This is a genomic window from Alistipes sp., from assembly GCF_020026455.1.
Lineage (GTDB): Bacteria > Bacteroidota > Bacteroidia > Bacteroidales > Rikenellaceae > Alistipes.
Map to the genome: position 1 here is coordinate 1 of NZ_JAHHQJ010000005.1, position 17,272 is coordinate 17,272.

Consider the following 17,272-nt stretch of genomic DNA (forward strand, 5'->3'; position numbering starts at 1 on the left):
AGGCCTGCCGCTAGCGTTCATCCTGAGCCAGGATCAAACTCTCCATTGTAAAAAATAAATGTATTGTTAGAGTCCTGACTATTCGTTTATCCTTTTAAAAGGAAATTGACAGATAAATACTACAATTTTTCTCTCAAAATATAACCAGTAATTCAAAGAACCAGTTTAAAAAAGCTTCGCATTTGGTTGCGAAAGGGATTGCAAAGATAAGTATTATTTTTCAATCCACCAAATCTTTTTTAAAGATTTTTTTTTCACCGTCTCTTGCGAGATATTAGTGAAAGGGGATTGCAAAGATAAGTAATCTTTTTCAAATCTCCAAAAACTTTTTCAAGAACTTTGCATCTTTTTGAAATTCAGATCACAAAACCGCCTCAAGCTCCTTTATTGTAAACCCTCGACTTATTTGTAAGAACCGTTATTTCTCAAACGCGGATGCAAAGGTAGCGACTTTTTTTGAACCTGCAAATATTTTCGCATCTTTTTTCAAAAAATCTTCAATTTTACCCGATAAAGCCGATTATACCTATATATATTAATATAGGCTGAAAATGACATCCCGCCCACACCCGTCTTAAGCCACGCCGTAGAGGGGAGGGGCTCAAAGCCACCCGCCGTTGGCAGCCAGTCCGGCCCGGGAAACGATGGCAAATTCGCGCACGAACTTCGTGTCGCCCGCCACGGCATCGAACCGAAGCATGGAAGTTCCCGGTTCGGGACAGTCGAAAGTGATCTTCGTCCCATCGACCACCGCCTTCGAAGAGGAGAGCCCCAGGTTACCCGGCGATGCGAGCGACGCAGCAGTGAGTGCCACCCGCCCCTGCTCTCCTCCGAAATAACGCGCGAAGTCCACAGTCACCGGCTCTCCGGTCCGCACATAGATGGCGGGAGTTCCCTTGATGGCAAACAGCAGCTTCAGGGCATCGATACAGCCTCCTCCCATTTTATTCTTGTAGACCCCCAGATCGGCAATGGGCCCCAACGTCCCGGCCTTCGCCCCGGAGAAGTGGCCGTCGATGCCGTAAACGGAACTCAACAGCAGGGCCTTGAATTCGGCAGGCGTATATTTCTTTCCGTTCTGCGCCGCATAGGCAAGCCCCAAGGCTGCAACGCCCGAAACATGCGGACACGCCATCGAGGTCCCCTGCATGAATCCGTAGCCATACATCCCGCTGCTCTTGCGGCCGTCCTGATAAGCGATCGCATCGTCGCAGAGGATCGTGCTCAGGATCTGCGCATCGCTGTAAAAGACCGCATCCCCTCCGGAAGAAGCCCGAACCGCCTTCCCGGAATAGAGGTCGCCGCCCGGGGCCGTGATGTCGACCCACGCCCCGTAGTCGGTATAATAGGCCGGGCGGAAGCTCCAGTCCATCGCCCCGACGGCGATGACCGGGTCGTAGGCGGCCGGATAGATCCGGGCATCGCCATAGATGTCTCCCTCGTTGCCGGCGGCGAAAACCACAAGCCCGCCCTGCAGCGGGGAGTTCGGATTCCGGCTCCCCGCCCCGCGGACAAAGGTATCGATGGCATCGCGCATGATGCCATAATTACTATTCCACTCCTGCTCGAACTCCTCGGGGGTGATCTTAGTGCCGTCCTCCGCATCGAGGCTATACCCCCAACTGTTCTGGGCAATGATCGCGCCGTTGGTCCAGGCGTATTCCAGAGCCTTGACCGCCGGGTTTCCCTTGCCGCCGGTTGTGCTGTGGCCCATGATCTGACACGACATGATCCGCACACCGCCGCGGTTGCTCCGCCCGCCGGCAATGCCGCAAACACCCCGTCCGTTGTTGTTCACGGCGGCGATGACCCCTGCGACATGCGTTCCGTGGTCCGCATATTGCGGATTGCGCGCATCCCCGCCGACCGACTTCCAGTTGAGTTCCGGGGTGTCGTCCCAGAAATTATAGCCGTGTTCCTGCGAATTCTTCGGATGCGACCAGATATTTGCCCGCAGGTCGGGATGGGTCGTCTGCACGGGTTCGTCGATCACCGCCACGACAATCTCCTCGCCGCCCGTGCATAACTGCCAGGCATCCAGCAGGTCGATATCGGCTCCCGCCTTCGGTTTGACGACGACATCCGGGTAATGACTTCCGCCCGGATTGTCGTAATTCCACTGATAAGGCAACATCGGGTCGTTCATGGCCTTTGCGGCGCGGGTTTTTTCGCCCACGGAGGCAAACATCCGCTCGGAAGCCGGGATGGCAGGGCCTTCGCTCATCGGACGGATATAGCGGGGATCGATCCCGTACTCCACGACCGCAATCCCGGGCAATGCCGCCAGACGCGCACCGACCTCGGAGAGCTTCGCCTCGTCGTCGAAGGCGATCGCATACCAGCGGTTGATGCCCGTCTCATCGTAAAGCGCTTCCCACTCGGGGTTGTATGCAACGACGCGTTCGAAACGTCCGGCGTCGATTTCACGCAGGACCGCATCGATGTCGCCCACTCCCGAACGGGTGGCGACACCGCCCCGCGCCACGGGCAGCTGCGCCTGGGCCGCGGCAACGGTCTGCGCCATTTCGGGCGACAACTTGACGCAGAGGCTCCCCCGCAGCGCCAGCCGCGAAGTCGGAGATCCCAGCACCCGGGCCTTCGGATCGCCACTGCTGCCGGCAGAATCCATCGGTTCGTCCGTGCAGCCGAATAGCGCCAACAGTCCACAGAGAAGTAGCAATTTTTTCATGACTCGTCCAAGATTTCAATTTTCCAAAGATATGATTTTTCTGCCAAAGTGCATGACCCGGGAGGTAAAATCGCCCCGGGGACCCGAAAAAAGAGATTTTTTACTATTTTTGCAACCGAATACCACTACGCTTATGAATTTCAAGAAAATATCGCTGCTCATCGTGCTGCTGCTCATCGCAGACCAGGCGCTCAAAATCTGGATCAAAACCCACATGCACCTCGACGAGTCGATCGTCGTCTTCCCCGACTGGTTCCAGCTGCGGTTCATCGAGAACAACGGCGCGGCCTTCGGCATGCACATCGCCTCGCGCGGCGACTTCGACTGGGGCAAGCTGCTGCTGGGCATCTTCCGGATCGTCATGGTCGGATTCATCGGCTGGCTGATGCACAACCTCTGCACCAAACGCAAGGACACGCCCAAGGGGGTGATCGTCGGCCTGGCGCTGATCTTCGCCGGCGCCATGGGCAACATCCTCGACAGCGCATTCTACGGATTGATCTTCTCCGAATCGACGCCCTACACGGTGGCTCACTTCGGGGGACACTACGCCGGATTCATGATGGGCAAAGTGGTCGACATGTTCTATTTCCCGCTGTTCCAATGGAACGGCGTCCCCCGTCTGCTGCGGTTTCTGGTCGACAGCAACAACTATTTCTTCGGTGCAATCTTCAATCTGGCCGATGCCTACATCTCGGTAGCGGTCGTCTATCTGCTTCTGTTTCAGCATAAGTTCTTCAGCAAGTAGATTTTTTTTCGAAAAAAGAGTTGGTGTTTCAGAAAAAAGTATTACTTTTGCACACCACAATTCCAGAAATGCCCAGGTGGCGGAATAGGTAGACGCGCACGTTTCAGGTGCGTGTGCCGCAAGGCGTGCAGGTTCGATTCCTGTCCTGGGCACTGAAAACCCCGTTGAACAGATGTTTAACGGGGTTTTGCTTTTCCCCGGTTCTCCAGATCCGCCGCCCCTCCGTAATTTCCACAGTCCGAAAACCGGGAAGGAGCCGTTCCCCAACCTGCGGGGAAACGAAACATTCGCCCCGCAAGCAGCATCCGATTGAAGCGCAGTCCGCCGGTTGGGAAAATCGGCGACAGCCTCTTATCGGCTCTTCTCGCATTCGATTTTCCCAACCGGCGGACTGCGTTCCATTTCCCCGATCCCGGCACAGCCGGAATTTCCCAAAGCCAAGGTTTCAATCAAGGCACGCCCCGGGGCCAGATCGGGCCACCCCTGCTGCCCCTCGTTCAGGGAGAGCAGGGAGAGCCGATCGACCGCGCAGATGCCGAAAAAGATGCCGGGGAGCTACACGTCCACGCCTCACTCGCCCCAGCCGTCGTTCTGTCCAAGCGCCGGATTGATCACACAGGCCGTCTTCGGAATGGGATGCAGGTATTTGCGGTCCGCCCACATGCGGGGCTCGTTATAAACCAGACAATTATCTTCGTTGAGCGTATACTGTCCCTTTGTCAGGTCGATGTAGACCACCCCCTTTTCCGTCCCCGGCTTGCCTTCCGTCACACAGACATCGTTGATACCGTCGCCGTTCAGGTCATAGGCCTTCTCCTTCTCGGGAATGTAGATCCCATCCCACTCCTTTTCGAGCAACTTGCCCAACTTCCAGCGCATCAGATCCTCATAGCGCAGATTTTCGAGCAGCAGCTCGATCGCCCGTTCCCGGCGGATTTCGAGAATCCACTTGTCGGTCGACTGATTGTCGTAGTACGCAACCAGGTAAGGATCTGCCGACAGCGGCACCTTGGCGTTGACTCCGGCCCGCTCGCGCAGCAGCTTGACCGTCCGGTTCCACTCGGCCTCGCCGAATTCACCCAACTCGGCCTTCGCCTCGGCATAATTGAGCAGCACCTCGGCAAAGCGGAACACTGACAGCGAGTTGGTGCTGTTGTTCGTCCCTTCGTACCTGGCATCGTCGAGCGACCACTTGATGACCTGATACCCCGTGAGCGTCAGCGAAAAATCAGGAGCCGTAGGTGTATCCGTCCCGGCGACCTTCTTCGAGTAACCGGGCGTGATGATCGACTGCATCAGCCGGTAGTCGCGGTCGCGGACCTCCTCGGCAAACTCCACTTTGTTATAGCCGCTGCGGTCGGTGAAGCGCGATCCGTCACGCATCAGATAGGTATTGACAAACGCTTTCGAAAGCGACCAGCGGGCCCCGTACGACCCCGAAGTGAATTTCCACGTCGCGGAATGGAAGCGAAGCAGCTCTTCGCTGAACTCGTTTGCAAAGATGATCTCCTGATAATCGACATCTTCGCTGGTGAACAACTTGCGCCACTGCGTTTTCAGATTTGCCGGACTATGCACGAGCGAATAGGGACTCTCGTTCATCAGTATTTCGCATGCCGCAACAGCCTCCCGGAGCCACTGCCCGGCCGAGGATTCCAATCCCAGCTCCGTGTGGTATTTGCGATAGGTGCCCTCATAGAGGCAGATGCGCGCTTTCAGAGCCAGGGCGACCCAGCGGTTGATCTGCGAGTTATTGACATAGGCCTTGTCTGTCAGACAGTGGGTCGAAGCGAAGTTCAAATCCTCGAGGATCTTCTCCATGACGAACTCACGGCTGTCGCGCCCCTTGTAGAGCTCCTGCTCGTCCTCCGGGTCGATGGGTTTGTCGTACCAAGGCACCGGGCCGAACGTCTGGACCTTCGCGTAGTAGAGCCACGCCCGCCAGAAGCGCCCCACGCCCTCGTAGTGTTTCATCTTCGCTTCGTTGTTCACATCCGAAGCCGCCTCCGGAAGCCGCGACAGGAAGTAGTTGACGTTATAGATATTCGACCAGTTGCCGACATCCCATCCGGACTGCTTCTCGGGGCTCCACTCCGTTTTGAGGTAGTCCGAAGTGCTGTTGACAGCCATCAGATCGGAATACTGGTCTCCGTAGGTCAGCGTCTCATAGCCCGGCATGTTCTTTTGCAGCAGTCCGTTGACGAAGAGCTCCACGTTCTTCTCCGAACGGAAGAACGTATCGGCTCCCACCTGCGAAAAGGGCTCGCGCTCGAAAAAATCGGCACACGACGTGAATCCGAGAGTGAGCAGCAACAGCGATATGATTTTGCGGTTTTTCATGATCTTGTACGATTTAGAAGGTGAGGTTAATTCCGAGGGTGAAGCTCCGCATCATGGGATAGCCGTAACCGTCGCCCTCCTTGCCTGGCGACGACAGGAAGTCCTGATCTCCGGAGCCGATCACTTCCGGATCAAAGTTCGCGGCATGTTTTTTCAGCGGAGTGAATGTCAGCAGGTTGTCGCCCGAGAAGTAGATTTTGAGCGACTCCATGCCGATCTTGCGCGAGATCTTCTTCGGGAAGGTGTAGTCGACGGTCAGGTTCTTCAACCGGATGTACGACGCATCCTGGATGTAGCGGTCGTTCGACGAGGACATGATACCCTTGGTTTTCTCGGCGATGTAACCGCGCAGACGGGGCCAGTAGGCTTTCGAATTCCGGTTCTCCTCGGTCCAGCGGTTGTTCTCGTCCTGCCACGGCAGCGCAAAGCCGTACGAACGTCCGTACTGACCCCAGAAGTAGGAGGACTCCTTGGCCGGGAACCAGTCGCGCTGTCCGACACCCTGCCAGAACATGCTCAAACCGATGCCGTTCCAGTTGAATCCCACGTTGATACCGTAGCAGTAACGCGGCGTCGTATTGCCGATCTTGCGCAGGTCGCCGTGGTTGTAGATGGTGCCGTTGCCGTTATCCACTTGTCCGGAGTTGTCCAGGTCGGCGAATTTCAGGTCGCCGGCCAGATAGGTCTCGCTGCTGTTGTTGGTGAAGCTCGCCATCTGACGCGGGCCCCAGTCGGCAGCCTCGGCATCCGTGGCAAAGAGCCCCGAGACGTGGTAGCCCCAGATCTCGCCGATGGTCATCCCTTCGTAGTAGTTGGCCGTGTAGAGCGTCGGGAGCAGCCCCTTCTTGCTCGTGTACTTGGTAATCTTGCTCGTGCTGTCCCAGGCCGAAACCTTCACGTTGTAGTTGAAGTCCTTGCCGGCGACCTTGAAGCTATCGCGCCAGCCGAGGCTCAACTCCCAGCCGTCGGTCTTCATGCTGGCGTAGTTGCCGCGCGGGGCCGCATACCCGGCGACGGCCGGGATCTCATCGCCCGGCGTGAACATGTCGGTGGTCTTGCGACGGTAGAGGTCGGCCGTGAAGTTGAGCCGCCCGCGGAACAGGTCCAGATCGAGCCCCACGTCGTAGGTCGTCGCAGTCTCCCAGGTCAGGCTCTTGGGCTGCATACCCGGAGCCGAGGTGTAGGAGAAGTAGGAGCCGTCCATCAGCACGGAACTCTTGTTGATCGACATGATCGAGAGATACTCGTAAGGATCCACGGCGCCGTTTCCGGCACTGCCGACCGAGAAGCGCACCTTCAGGTTGTCGAGCCAGTGGCGAGCTCCTTCCATAAATCCCTCCTCGGAGATCCGCCATCCGGCCGAGGCCGAGGGGAAGAATCCCCACACCTGGTTGCTGGGGAACTTCGACGAACCGTCGTAACGGCCGCTCAGCTCGACGAGGTATTTGCCCTTGTAGCCGTAGTTTACACGGAAGAACGCTCCGGCAAAGCCCCATTCGTAACTGCCGTTGTCCTTCAGCGTGATGTCCGTGCCGTCCATCAGCGAGAAGTTGGGCTTCGAGGAGTCGAGCAGCCCCGTCCGCTTGGCCAGAGTCTTCATATACTGCTTCTCCTCAACGTTCCAGCCGGCCAGCACCGTCAGCGAGTGATTGTCGCCCAGACGGGGCGAGTAGGTCAGCGTGGCGTTCGAGGCATAGTAGTTCGTATTGTAGGTGCGGTTCTCGTAGTCGCTGTACTCCTCACGCACGGCCGTGATGCCCGGTCCGGTCGAATAGGAGTGCTGGCTATTGACACGATCCTGCTCGGAGTGGTTGTAGAGATAGGTAAAGTCGCCCCGGAAGGTGAGAACATCCTTGATCAGGTCGATGGTCAGGGTGGTGGTGTTCTTCAGGTCGAACTTGAAGTTGTCCTGATAGGTATCGCCCTCGACGAAGCCGGCCCATCCGATATAAGCCGCCGTATTTGTCCACGTGCCGTCGGGGTTCTTGACCAGCGTAATCGGGTATCCCTGGTGTTCGAGCATGCGGTTGATCGTCAGCATGCGGTTTCCCGCACTCACGCGCGGCTGACGGTTGGTCCGACGGACGAAATCGGTGCTGTTCTCGATGCGCATCCACCGGAACAGCTTCAGACTTCCCTTGGCCCGCACGTTGTACTGCTTGAACTTGCCGTTGCCAGCGTTGTAGATATCGTCCTGCCCGAAGAAGCGTCCCGACAGGTAGTAATCCGCCCCGTCGTTGCCTCCCGAGATGCTCAGATTGTGCTGATGCCCGGTGGTGTAGTCGCGGTAAATGACGTCGTGCCAGTCGGTATTACCGAAATATTCATATTGCCCGTCGGCATTCACGCGCCATTTCTCGAAAGAGGGATCGGCATCGCGCCGCGCCAGCTCGGCGGCCCAGGCCGCATTGTAGGGGAAAATGTTGTTGATCGACGCGGGATCCTTTTCGAAGTAGCCGACATAGGATTCCAGATAGGAGTTGAACCAGCGCAGACCGTTGGTTTCGACCTGCGGCTCGACCGTGCGGTTGAGAATGGAGAACGAGCCATTGTAATTGATGCGCACCTTGCCCCGGACGGGATCCTTCGTAGTGACGAGCACGACACCGAAGGCGCCGCGGGCTCCGTATACGGCCGTGGAGGAGGCATCTTTCAGCACCGAGATGCTCTTGATGTCGTCGGGATTCACGGTCGTGAGGTCTCCCTCGACACCATCCACCAGCACCAGAGCATCGCCTCCGGCGCCGATGCTGCCGACGGCTCCGCGGATCTTGATGGCAGCACCGCGCGAAGCCTTACCGTCGCTCATGGAGATATTGAGTCCCGCAACCTGCCCCTGCAGCGACCGAACAGGGCTGGGATTGGCGCGCATCTCGAAAATCTCGCCCGAGACCTGCTCCACGGCACCCACAACATCGCGTTTCTTCATCGTGCCGTATCCGACAACGACGACCTCTTCCAGCTGATTGGCCGCCTCTGCCAACGTGATATCGAGCATCGTCTGGCTTTCGATGCGGATTTTCTGCGGCGTATAGCCGACGAACTGAACCAGCAGCGTCTCGCCTTCGGATACAGCGATCGCAAAGGCTCCGTTCACATCAGTTGTGACACCGCGCGGGGTTCCCTCTACGACGACCGTCGCTCCGAGGACAGGCTCTCCCGCCACATCGCGCACCACGCCTTTCAGTTCGTGCGTCCGGGCCAGAGCCGAGGACGAAAGCACCACACACAACAGAAGCAACAAAAGCCTTCTGCAGCCGGCCAGCCGTTCGCCCGGCTTGTTTTCATAGGAACAATGTTTCATATAAAAAAGGTTTGTTGGTTGTAATTCCTCCTTTTCGGGATCTCCGTCGGGCGCGTTTGGGGAACGCCCGAAAGGAAAAGTGCAAGTACCCTACGACAACAACGGCAAACCTCGGTTCACATGCTCCGATACATTAATTATTGCTACTAATTCATAAAAAAGTTTCTTCTCTTTTTGCAAATATACACAGAAACCCCAAAAAACAAACCTCAATCTTTCTTTTTTAATCATATTTTAACAAATAGAAAAATAAAAACATACTAAAAATAAAAATACATTCCAAAAAGTTTGCACATACAAAAACAATGGCTACCTTTGCCGTGCAAGTTTTCCCCATCAGACAATACGGCAAACCCCGCAACCCGCGAAACCCGTTGCGGCATGTTGCTTTGCTCCATCCCAAAAACAGTAAAAACATGAAACTTGCGTCTATACTGTCCGCTCCGTTGCTTGCAGCACTGCTCCTTCTGCCTCCCGGCTGCACCAACGATCCGGATATCTCCGTTACCCGGGATACGGACAATCTCGAATTTCCCTACAGCCTCTCGACCCAATCGTTCACCGTCCGTACAGACGGCAGCTGGAGAGTCTCCTCCGAAGAGGAGTGGATACACATGGATCCCGCACAAGGGGTCGGCGACGGATACAACTATCAATATGTGAATGTCACCGTCGACCGCAACACGGGAGAAAAACGCTCGGGGGAGGTCGTGATCCATGCCGCAGGCCAGGATCTGAAGGTCTTCATCCACCAGGACAACGGTCTCTTCGCCCTGAAAGAGGCCTACCTGCAGGGAACGCTGCTCGAAGGCGAGAAAATCGCCGGCTCCAGCCTGGCCATCCCCTATGAAAAAGCCCTGGGCACGGAGTTGATGGACATCGAGGTCGAACTCGACGGCGAGGGGGCATCCGGCATCAAATGCGAACCGGCGCAAGACAGGAAACTCCAGGAAGGCGACGGGGAAGTGCTCGTAGCGTTGAGTGGCACGCCCCGTTCGATGGGCTACATCAACTTCCGGATGACCCTCACGCTCTCGAACCGGCCCGAACCCGTGATCCTGACGGCGCAAAGTTTCGTTTCCTCGGAGAACATCGTCTATGAGATGACCTTCGACAAACTGATTTGGGGCGGGGACTACGTGGCCGACAAGCCCGGTGTCTGGCCGGGAAATCAGAGCCTCAACAACAGTCCCGACACGCCGGCAACTGAAGTTGCGACATCGGGACAGGACGGCAGCGGCGACTTTTTCAATGCGGGCATGAATCCCGCATTCACGGCCGCCCGCGGACTGGCCGAATGGGACGGATCGAAAGTGTACGAGCACCCGGGATATCCCAAGATAGGCACCGGATCGGCATTGGGCTGGATCATGGCCCCGGCGTTGAATTTCCAGGCTCTCGGCTTGAGCGAGCCGCAGGATATCTTCGTTCAGTTCGACTGGTGCCGTTGGAACGGCGAGGAGGACGACATTGTCGTGACGGCCGAGTATGCCGGAACGATGCCCGAAACCCGGTTGGCAACGGGCATGCCCAAACGGACTTGGCAGAGCTCCGTCTTCAAGGTGACCGGGGCAACCAGCCAAACCCGCATCAAGATCAGCGGCACGAAAGCCGGCAACAACCGCTTCTTCATCGACAACTTCCGGATCTATGTCTCCCAGGCCAAACCCGTGGAGGTCACCTCGAAACTCGAAACGCCGACCAACCTCTCCTGCACCGGGCAACTGCCCTCGTCGCTCGGGTTCTCCTGGGATCGGAACGACGACGCTTCCTCCTACACCGTCGAGCTCCACAAGGCCGACAACGGCACCGATGCCGTGAAGAGCGCCGTGGTCATGGACAACGAATGCACGTTCGAAGAGCTCGAGCCGCATACCGACTACAAATTCCGCGTCAGGGCCAACTGCCAGTCGAAGCCAGAATTCAACTCCGACTTCTCGGTCTTCCTGCCCTGCCGCACACTCGACCCGGAGGCGATCCCCGCCCCGCAGGTGTCGCTCTACGAGGCGTCGCGCGGCCTGCTGGTCTTCGAATGGAACCGCGACGACACCTATCCACGCAAGTTCATCATCGAGCTATCGGAGACCGAATCGGGCGAGGCGATCCGCACCGTCGAGTGCAAAGAGCCGGTCAAGGGCTCGGGTTTCTATGCCAACTATCCCTACAACCGCTTCGTCTTCGGCAACCTGCAAACCGACAAAACCTACTACTGCCGCGTGAAGATCCTCGGCGAAGGAGTCTATGCCGACTCCGAATTCGGGATCGGATCGGGCAAGACGCTGCCGATGCCCGCATCGGACGACAAGGTTCTGCTTCATAAGGACTTCGACGATTTCTGGTGGGGCGGCTATTCCATTGGCGCCGCCTTCGGAATCTGCCCTTCGTCGGCAGCCCAGAAGCTCGCGGAGACGATGGAGATCCCGGGAAGCGTCTTTGCCGACGATGCCACGACGGTCGTGGCGGAGCCGTCGAAAAACGCCAACGACACCTTCAACACGATCGGCACGGCTAATGCCGCCTACCTCGCGGCACGCTGGGGCGACGGAGACTGGGACACAGCCAACAGCAAGAAAATCTACGAAGTATGCGGACACCTCAAATTCGGCACCGGCTCGGCTCCCGGCAACCTCATACTCCCCCACCTGACCAAACTCGGGGATGCGACGGCTGATGTGGTGCTCACGTTCCGGGCCTGCCCCTACACGGAACCCGCGCGGATCCAGGATGATCCCGTCGTCTACACGCTCTACGGAAATCAGGACCGCAAGGATTTTATGGTCAGCCTATCGGGCGGCGGGACGTTCGAGGACGGATCGGTGGAACTGACGTTGTACAACGACGATTCGGGACGCGACCGGAACGGACGCTTCGCCTGGACCGACCACACGGTCGTCATCAAGGGAGCCACCGCCCAAAGCCGGATCTCGATCGCCACCATCGAGAAACGCATGTGGCTGGACGACATCAAAGTAGTAAAGCGATAAATCACCTCTTATGAATACATTCCGAAAATACCGCCCAATGAGAATCACATCCCTGTTTTTGGGATTGTTCCTGCTGGCAACAACCCCCATCCTCTCCTCGTGTTCCGACGACACGGAAGAACCCGACGTATTGAGCATCCTCTTCGAGAAACCAACGGTCGGACTCAGCGTCAGCGGTTCGGAACAGCTCCGCATCAAGGTCATCCTCCCCGGGAAAGGGGTCTCACAAACCGACTGGTACGACCTGACGGCCAACCCGCAGCATCTTGTCTGGCATTCGGGCAACGAAAACGCCGTTTGTGTCGACGCACAGGGCATCGTCACCGGAATCGGAATCGGCAATGCTCCGATTACAGTGACAGCTCCCAACGGGGTCTACGCCCACATATCGGCTTCGGTCTCCAACGAGGCCGTTTTCGAGAAACTGAAAGCCGGTCTGACGGACGAAATCGTGTACAGCAAAGGCGTGCAACTCATCCGGAATTCCGTCATGCAGTGCTTCGACGTAGACTCCAAGGGCGAGATCTACTACGTGCAAATTGCCGGCACGGATGCCCACAAGCTCCACATAATCCGGGGCGCCGCCAACCAGGCGCCGGCGGATCACATGACCCTGCGCTGGTTCGGCCACGGCACAAACATGGCCGTCGAAGAGCAGGGCAGCGACCGCTACATCTGGATCGGCAGCAATGGCAACAAGCTTGACAACGGCAGTTACAGCCAGAGTCAGACGGTTTCGCGCATCAGATACGAGGCGGGCAAGACGTTCGACCATTGCACCGGAGAGACGTTCTATCTCGAAGGCAAGCGCAACGTGCATCCGGCGGTCGATGTCGCCAGCGACATGCTGGCCATCACATCTTCAACGACGGGCCTCCGCGAATTCCACATCTACCGGCTGCATGAGGCCATGGCGCTTCCCGAGAGAGAGATCTCGCTGACGGTGACTTCGGGCGGTGAGGACGGCACGCAGGAGACAACCGAAACGCGGACGATCAAGGTCCGGAAACTGGATCAGCTCACCCCTGTCGGACGGTTCACGGTGAACAGCGGGAAATCGGGCAACGACCTCGGATACTACGACTTCCAAGGCTTCGACTGCACGAATGGGATCATTTACTTCTACGAAGGGACCGGCAACGACAACGACGGAAAAAAGCCCTCGGCAGCCTATGTGACGCTGCTCGACCGGACGGGCACACAGACCCATCCCCGCACCGGGATCGGAGCCATCGCCGACATCCAGACACTCTCGACGGCCGGCATCACCTCCACCGGCTACATGGAGGCCGAAGGAATCAAGATGAAGAACGGCTCGCTATGGCTGGGCTTCGCCTCGAAATCAACCGACGACATCCGCCGGGCCAATATATTCCGCTATTGAGCAACCGCCGGACAACAAGGAGCAGGGCAGCGCTTGCGGGCTGCCCTGCTCCTTGTTCATCCCGGAAGCTTTCCCCTGCCTGCGCCCTGCGCCGCAGCACACCCGAGCCAAAAAAACGGCAAAATCCGGACACAAAACGCCCAAAATCATTAAATTTGTAATTTAGACACAAAACCCGACCCATGAAAAGAAATTTCATTACATTGTGCACCCTGCTGCTGACCGCATGCGGAAGCCAGGACCCGAAAATCACCCTCTTCGGCAACGAAGCCTTCCAGACGGAGGTCGACGGCAAGCCTGTCGGAATCTACACACTCCACGCAGGCGAGGTAACCATGCAGGTCACCAACTACGGCGCCCGCGTCGTATCGCTCTGGACTCCCGACCGCACGGGCAACTACGAAGACATCGTACTCGGCTACGAAACGATCGACCGCTACATCAACAATGCCGGCGAACGCTTCCTTGGTGCGGTCGTAGGCCCCTACGCCAACCGCATCGCCAAGGGCCGCTTCACGCTCGACGGCACGGAATACAACCTGCCGACCAACGACAACGGCCAGACGCTTCACGGCGGACTCGAGGGTCTGGACCGCGTGGTCTGGGACGTGGTTTCGGCCTCGGAAGAGCGTCTGGTGATGAAATACCTCCACGCCGACGGACAGGAGGGCTTTCCGGGCAACCTGCAGATCGAGATGACCTACTCGCTCACGCCCGAAAACGAGTTCCGCATCGATTACAGAGCCACGACCGACAAGCCGACCGTGGTGAACCTCTCGCACCATCCCTTCTTCAATCTCAAGGGCGAGGGCAACGGCACGATCCTCGACCATATCCTGACCATCAACGCCAGCCACATCACTCCGGTCGACTCGGTGCTGATTCCCACCGGAGAGATTGCCGACGTCACGGGCACGCCCTTCGACTTCCGCCAACCGCACACCATCGGCGAACGCATCGGCGCCGACAACGAGCAGCTGCGTAACGGCGCAGGCTACGACCACAACTGGATCCTCGACCGCAAGACCGCAGCGGACATCGAGCTGTCAGCCACGGTCCTGGAACCCGTCTCGGGCCGCACGATCGAGGTGCTGACCGACCAACCTGCCATGCAGTTCTACAGCGGCAACTTCTTCGACGGCAAAGTGAACGGCAAATACGGCAAACCGCTGCGCTACCGCGAGTCGCTGGCCCTCGAAACGCAGCGCTGTCCCGACAGCCCCAACCACGACAACTTCCCCTCGACCGTACTGCGCCCGGGCGAAGAATACACGCAGGTCTGCGTCTACCGCTTCGGGGTGAAATAGCATCCGTCCCGACTGCACCCGCCCCGGAGGAAAGAGACGAACGCCGCCGCAGGATCCTGTTCCTTGCGGCGGCGTTGTCGACACCGGAAGGCCCGATTGCCGGCAAACATCCGCCGGACGAAGCCGCCCTGCGCCGCACACCCACCCTACCGGCAGCTGAACGCGACGCTTCGCGAGGCTCCGTGTTCGTCGATCACCGTCAAGCGGTGGGGCCCGGGAGCGGGACGGACCGAAATTTTGTGCTCCAGCGAAGTTGTGCCGAGATAGCGGTTGTCGAGGTGCCAGTACAACACGGCATTGCGATCGCGATGCACGGCCGTGAAGACGAGACTTTGCGGCTGCCCCTCGAGCGACTTCGGGGCCACCAGCACACGCCCCGCCTGCGGATAGATGATCTCGATGGGGTCATTTCCCGCCCCGCGGCCCGACAGCCCGGGATGGAGCAGCGGCAGCGGGCGGTAGTCCGGATGCTGTTTCCGATAGTACCACTCCTGCGCAGGCGGCAGAACGAACATCGCCTTGCGGACGATACGGGACGGATCGCAGCAGTCGGTCGTCACACGGTATTTCAGATCGGGACTCAAATTGACGATCCGGTGACAGGAGCAGACCTCGCCCGGAGCCGCGCTCCGCGGAATCAGCAGCGTATCGCGATCGGGGCACACCTGCGAGGCCAGAAATCCGCTTTGACGGCAGACCACGGCGGGTTCCAGGTCGCCGTAAGGCGCTGCGAACCATTCGCTCCCGAACAGCAGACCGAAGACCTCGAACAGCACCGGTGCAGCATAGCCCACGCCCGTCATCAGCGGGCGTCCTTCGCCCGAACAGTTTCCGACCCAGACGCCCACGGCGTAGTCGGGGGTCGCCCCGACGGCCCATGCGTCGCGGTTGCCGTAGCTCGTTCCGGTCTTCCAGCCGATCTTCCGCGACGAGGCGAAATACTGCCACTCGCCCTCCTCCTCGGGGCGCGTGACGCGGCTGATCGCCTCGAACATCAGCCACAGCGCACCCCGCGACAGGGGAATGTCATCGGCCGCAATGCCCGCAGCGGACGACGCCGCGTCGTAGTGCGGACGGCGGATCGTCTCCTGCCCGCCGAGTTTGGCCGCCATCAGCATGTAGGCGGCCGTGAGATCCCACAGCGTGATCTCCGCGCCGCCCAGAATCAGCGAGAGCCCGTAATGGTCGGCACTGCGGTCGATCGTGCGAAAACCCAGTCCCCGCACCAGCGACAGAAAATTCTCCCGGCCGTATTTGTCGAGCATCCGCACCGACGGAACGTTGAGCGAACGCTCGACCACCCGGTCGGCAGGGACCGCACCGTCGAAGGTGCGGTTGTAGTTCTGGGGCGTGAAATCCCTGTAATAGGTCGGCACATCGGGGAAAAGCATCGTCGGAAGTGCCGTGCCGTCATCGAGCATCCCAGCGTAGAGAATCGGCTTGAGCACACTGCCGCTGCTGCGCCGCGCGGGAATGACGTCGACACCGGTCCCCGCACTCCGGTCCCCGGGATCGTAGACGTTGCCGGTATAGGCCAGCACCTCCCCGTTCCGCACATCCATCACCACGACAGCCAGGTTGTTGATCCGATTGCCCCGGTACTGCGCGTTGTAACGCCTCGCCAGCGCGTTCACCCGCCGCTGAAGGTCGGCATCGAGCGTTGTGTGCAGGGCCCCCATGCGCATCTTGCCCAGCAGATGCATCGCCTCCATCGGCATCGGTTCGGGAGCTTCGGGCAGCGGCTCCTGCTTGGCCAGGGCACACGTCAGGGAGTCGATGTGCCCGCCGTTCCGGATGCGGTCGAGCAACCTGTCGCGCTTCCGGCGCAGCCGTTCGCGGTTGCGCTTCATGTGGATCAGCGAAGGTGCGTTAGGCAGCACGGCGAGCAGGGCGCTCTCGGCCCACGAAAGATCCTGCGCACTGCGGCCGAAATAGTACCACGAAGCGCTCTCCAGCCCCACGACATTGCCGCCGAAGGGCGCATGGGCGGCATACAGAGCCAGGATCTCGTCCTTCGTGCAGCGCATTTCGAGCCGCAGCGCCAACACCGCTTCGACGACCTTTTCGCCCAGGGTCCGGGGTTTTCCGCCGCGGCTCAAACGGATGGTCTGCATCGTGATCGTGCTGGCGCCGCTCTCAACCCTCCCCGCCGCGATGTTTTGCCTCACGGCACGCGCCAGAGCCAGCGGATCGACCCCGAAATGACGGTCGAAACGCTTGTCCTCATAGGTCGTGATCGCAACGCGGAACTTCGCGGGCACGCTGTCCGTCGGGAAGAAACGCCACTGCCCGTCGGGAGCGACCTTCGCCGAGAGCAGCCGTCCGTCGCGGCTCCACACCGTCGCGGAGAACGGCTCGTCGAAAAGCGTCCGCGGCAGGGCGAGGAAAAGCCCCGCGGCAAACAACAGCGCAAGCCCCGTAAACACGACGTAAAATAGCCTTTCCGAACCCCTCTTTGCCATATTTTTTATGTATCTTTGACAGAGGATACTCCCTCTCCAACGCAAAGTTACCTA

Annotated in this window: 8 protein-coding genes and 1 tRNA gene; 5 read left to right on the plus strand and 4 right to left on the minus strand. The window is 58.6% G+C overall.

What is annotated here, in order from left to right:
- Positions 1-601: 601 nt before the first annotated feature.
- On the minus strand, positions 602-2,689 hold the full coding sequence (locus QZ460_RS03960; RefSeq protein WP_290540301.1) for a S8 family serine peptidase: 2,088 nt from the start codon (positions 2,687-2,689) through the stop codon (positions 602-604).
- Positions 2,690-2,822: 133 nt separating this feature from the next.
- Between QZ460_RS03960 and QZ460_RS03965 the strand changes: the two genes are divergently transcribed.
- Positions 2,823-3,437: a lipoprotein signal peptidase gene (locus QZ460_RS03965; RefSeq protein WP_290540302.1), complete on the plus strand. Its 615-nt coding sequence runs from the start codon at positions 2,823-2,825 to the stop codon at positions 3,435-3,437.
- A gap of 70 nt (positions 3,438-3,507) precedes the next feature.
- Positions 3,508-3,589, plus strand: a tRNA-Leu gene (locus QZ460_RS03970).
- A gap of 418 nt (positions 3,590-4,007) precedes the next feature.
- On the opposite strand, the gene QZ460_RS03975 is transcribed toward QZ460_RS03970, so the two are convergent.
- Complete coding sequence (locus QZ460_RS03975) at positions 4,008-5,777, minus strand: RagB/SusD family nutrient uptake outer membrane protein (protein WP_290540303.1); 1,770 nt, start codon at positions 5,775-5,777, stop codon at positions 4,008-4,010.
- Between the two features lie 13 nt (positions 5,778-5,790).
- A complete protein-coding gene (locus QZ460_RS03980; protein ID WP_290540304.1) occupies positions 5,791-9,081 on the minus strand; it encodes a TonB-dependent receptor in 3,291 nt (1,096 codons plus the stop codon).
- Positions 9,082-9,497: 416 nt separating this feature from the next.
- Between QZ460_RS03980 and QZ460_RS03985 the strand changes: the two genes are divergently transcribed.
- From QZ460_RS03985 to QZ460_RS03995, 3 genes are all read left to right on the plus strand, one after another.
- Positions 9,498-12,065: a fibronectin type III domain-containing protein gene (locus QZ460_RS03985; protein WP_290540305.1), complete on the plus strand. Its 2,568-nt coding sequence runs from the start codon at positions 9,498-9,500 to the stop codon at positions 12,063-12,065.
- A 37-nt stretch (positions 12,066-12,102) separates the two neighbouring features.
- Entirely contained in the window at positions 12,103-13,449 is a 1,347-nt protein-coding gene (locus tag QZ460_RS03990; protein WP_290540306.1) for a hypothetical protein, read from the plus strand.
- 182 nt (positions 13,450-13,631) lie between these two features.
- A complete protein-coding gene (locus QZ460_RS03995; RefSeq protein WP_290540307.1) occupies positions 13,632-14,756 on the plus strand; it encodes an aldose epimerase family protein in 1,125 nt (374 codons plus the stop codon).
- 146 nt (positions 14,757-14,902) lie between these two features.
- On the opposite strand, the gene pbpC is transcribed toward QZ460_RS03995, so the two are convergent.
- Positions 14,903-17,218, minus strand: a complete 2,316-nt coding sequence (gene pbpC, locus QZ460_RS04000) for a penicillin-binding protein 1C (protein WP_290540308.1) — start codon at positions 17,216-17,218, stop codon at positions 14,903-14,905.
- Positions 17,219-17,272: the final 54 nt, after the last annotated feature.

Excerpts from the sequence above, each read along its gene's own strand:
- QZ460_RS03985 (WP_290540305.1), top strand. The coding sequence starts at position 9,498 with ATGAAACTTGCGTCTATACTGTCCGCTCCGTTGCTTGCAGCACTGCTC.
- QZ460_RS03995 (WP_290540307.1), top strand. The coding sequence starts at position 13,632 with ATGAAAAGAAATTTCATTACATTGTGCACCCTGCTGCTGACCGCATGC.
- QZ460_RS03990 (WP_290540306.1), top strand. The coding sequence starts at position 12,103 with ATGAGAATCACATCCCTGTTTTTGGGATTGTTCCTGCTGGCAACAACC.
- pbpC (WP_290540308.1), bottom strand. The coding sequence starts at position 17,218 with ATGGCAAAGAGGGGTTCGGAAAGGCTATTTTACGTCGTGTTTACGGGG.
- QZ460_RS03980 (WP_290540304.1), bottom strand. The coding sequence starts at position 9,081 with ATGAAACATTGTTCCTATGAAAACAAGCCGGGCGAACGGCTGGCCGGC.
- QZ460_RS03960 (WP_290540301.1), bottom strand. The coding sequence starts at position 2,689 with ATGAAAAAATTGCTACTTCTCTGTGGACTGTTGGCGCTATTCGGCTGC.
- QZ460_RS03965 (WP_290540302.1), top strand. The coding sequence starts at position 2,823 with ATGAATTTCAAGAAAATATCGCTGCTCATCGTGCTGCTGCTCATCGCA.
- QZ460_RS03975 (WP_290540303.1), bottom strand. The coding sequence starts at position 5,777 with ATGAAAAACCGCAAAATCATATCGCTGTTGCTGCTCACTCTCGGATTC.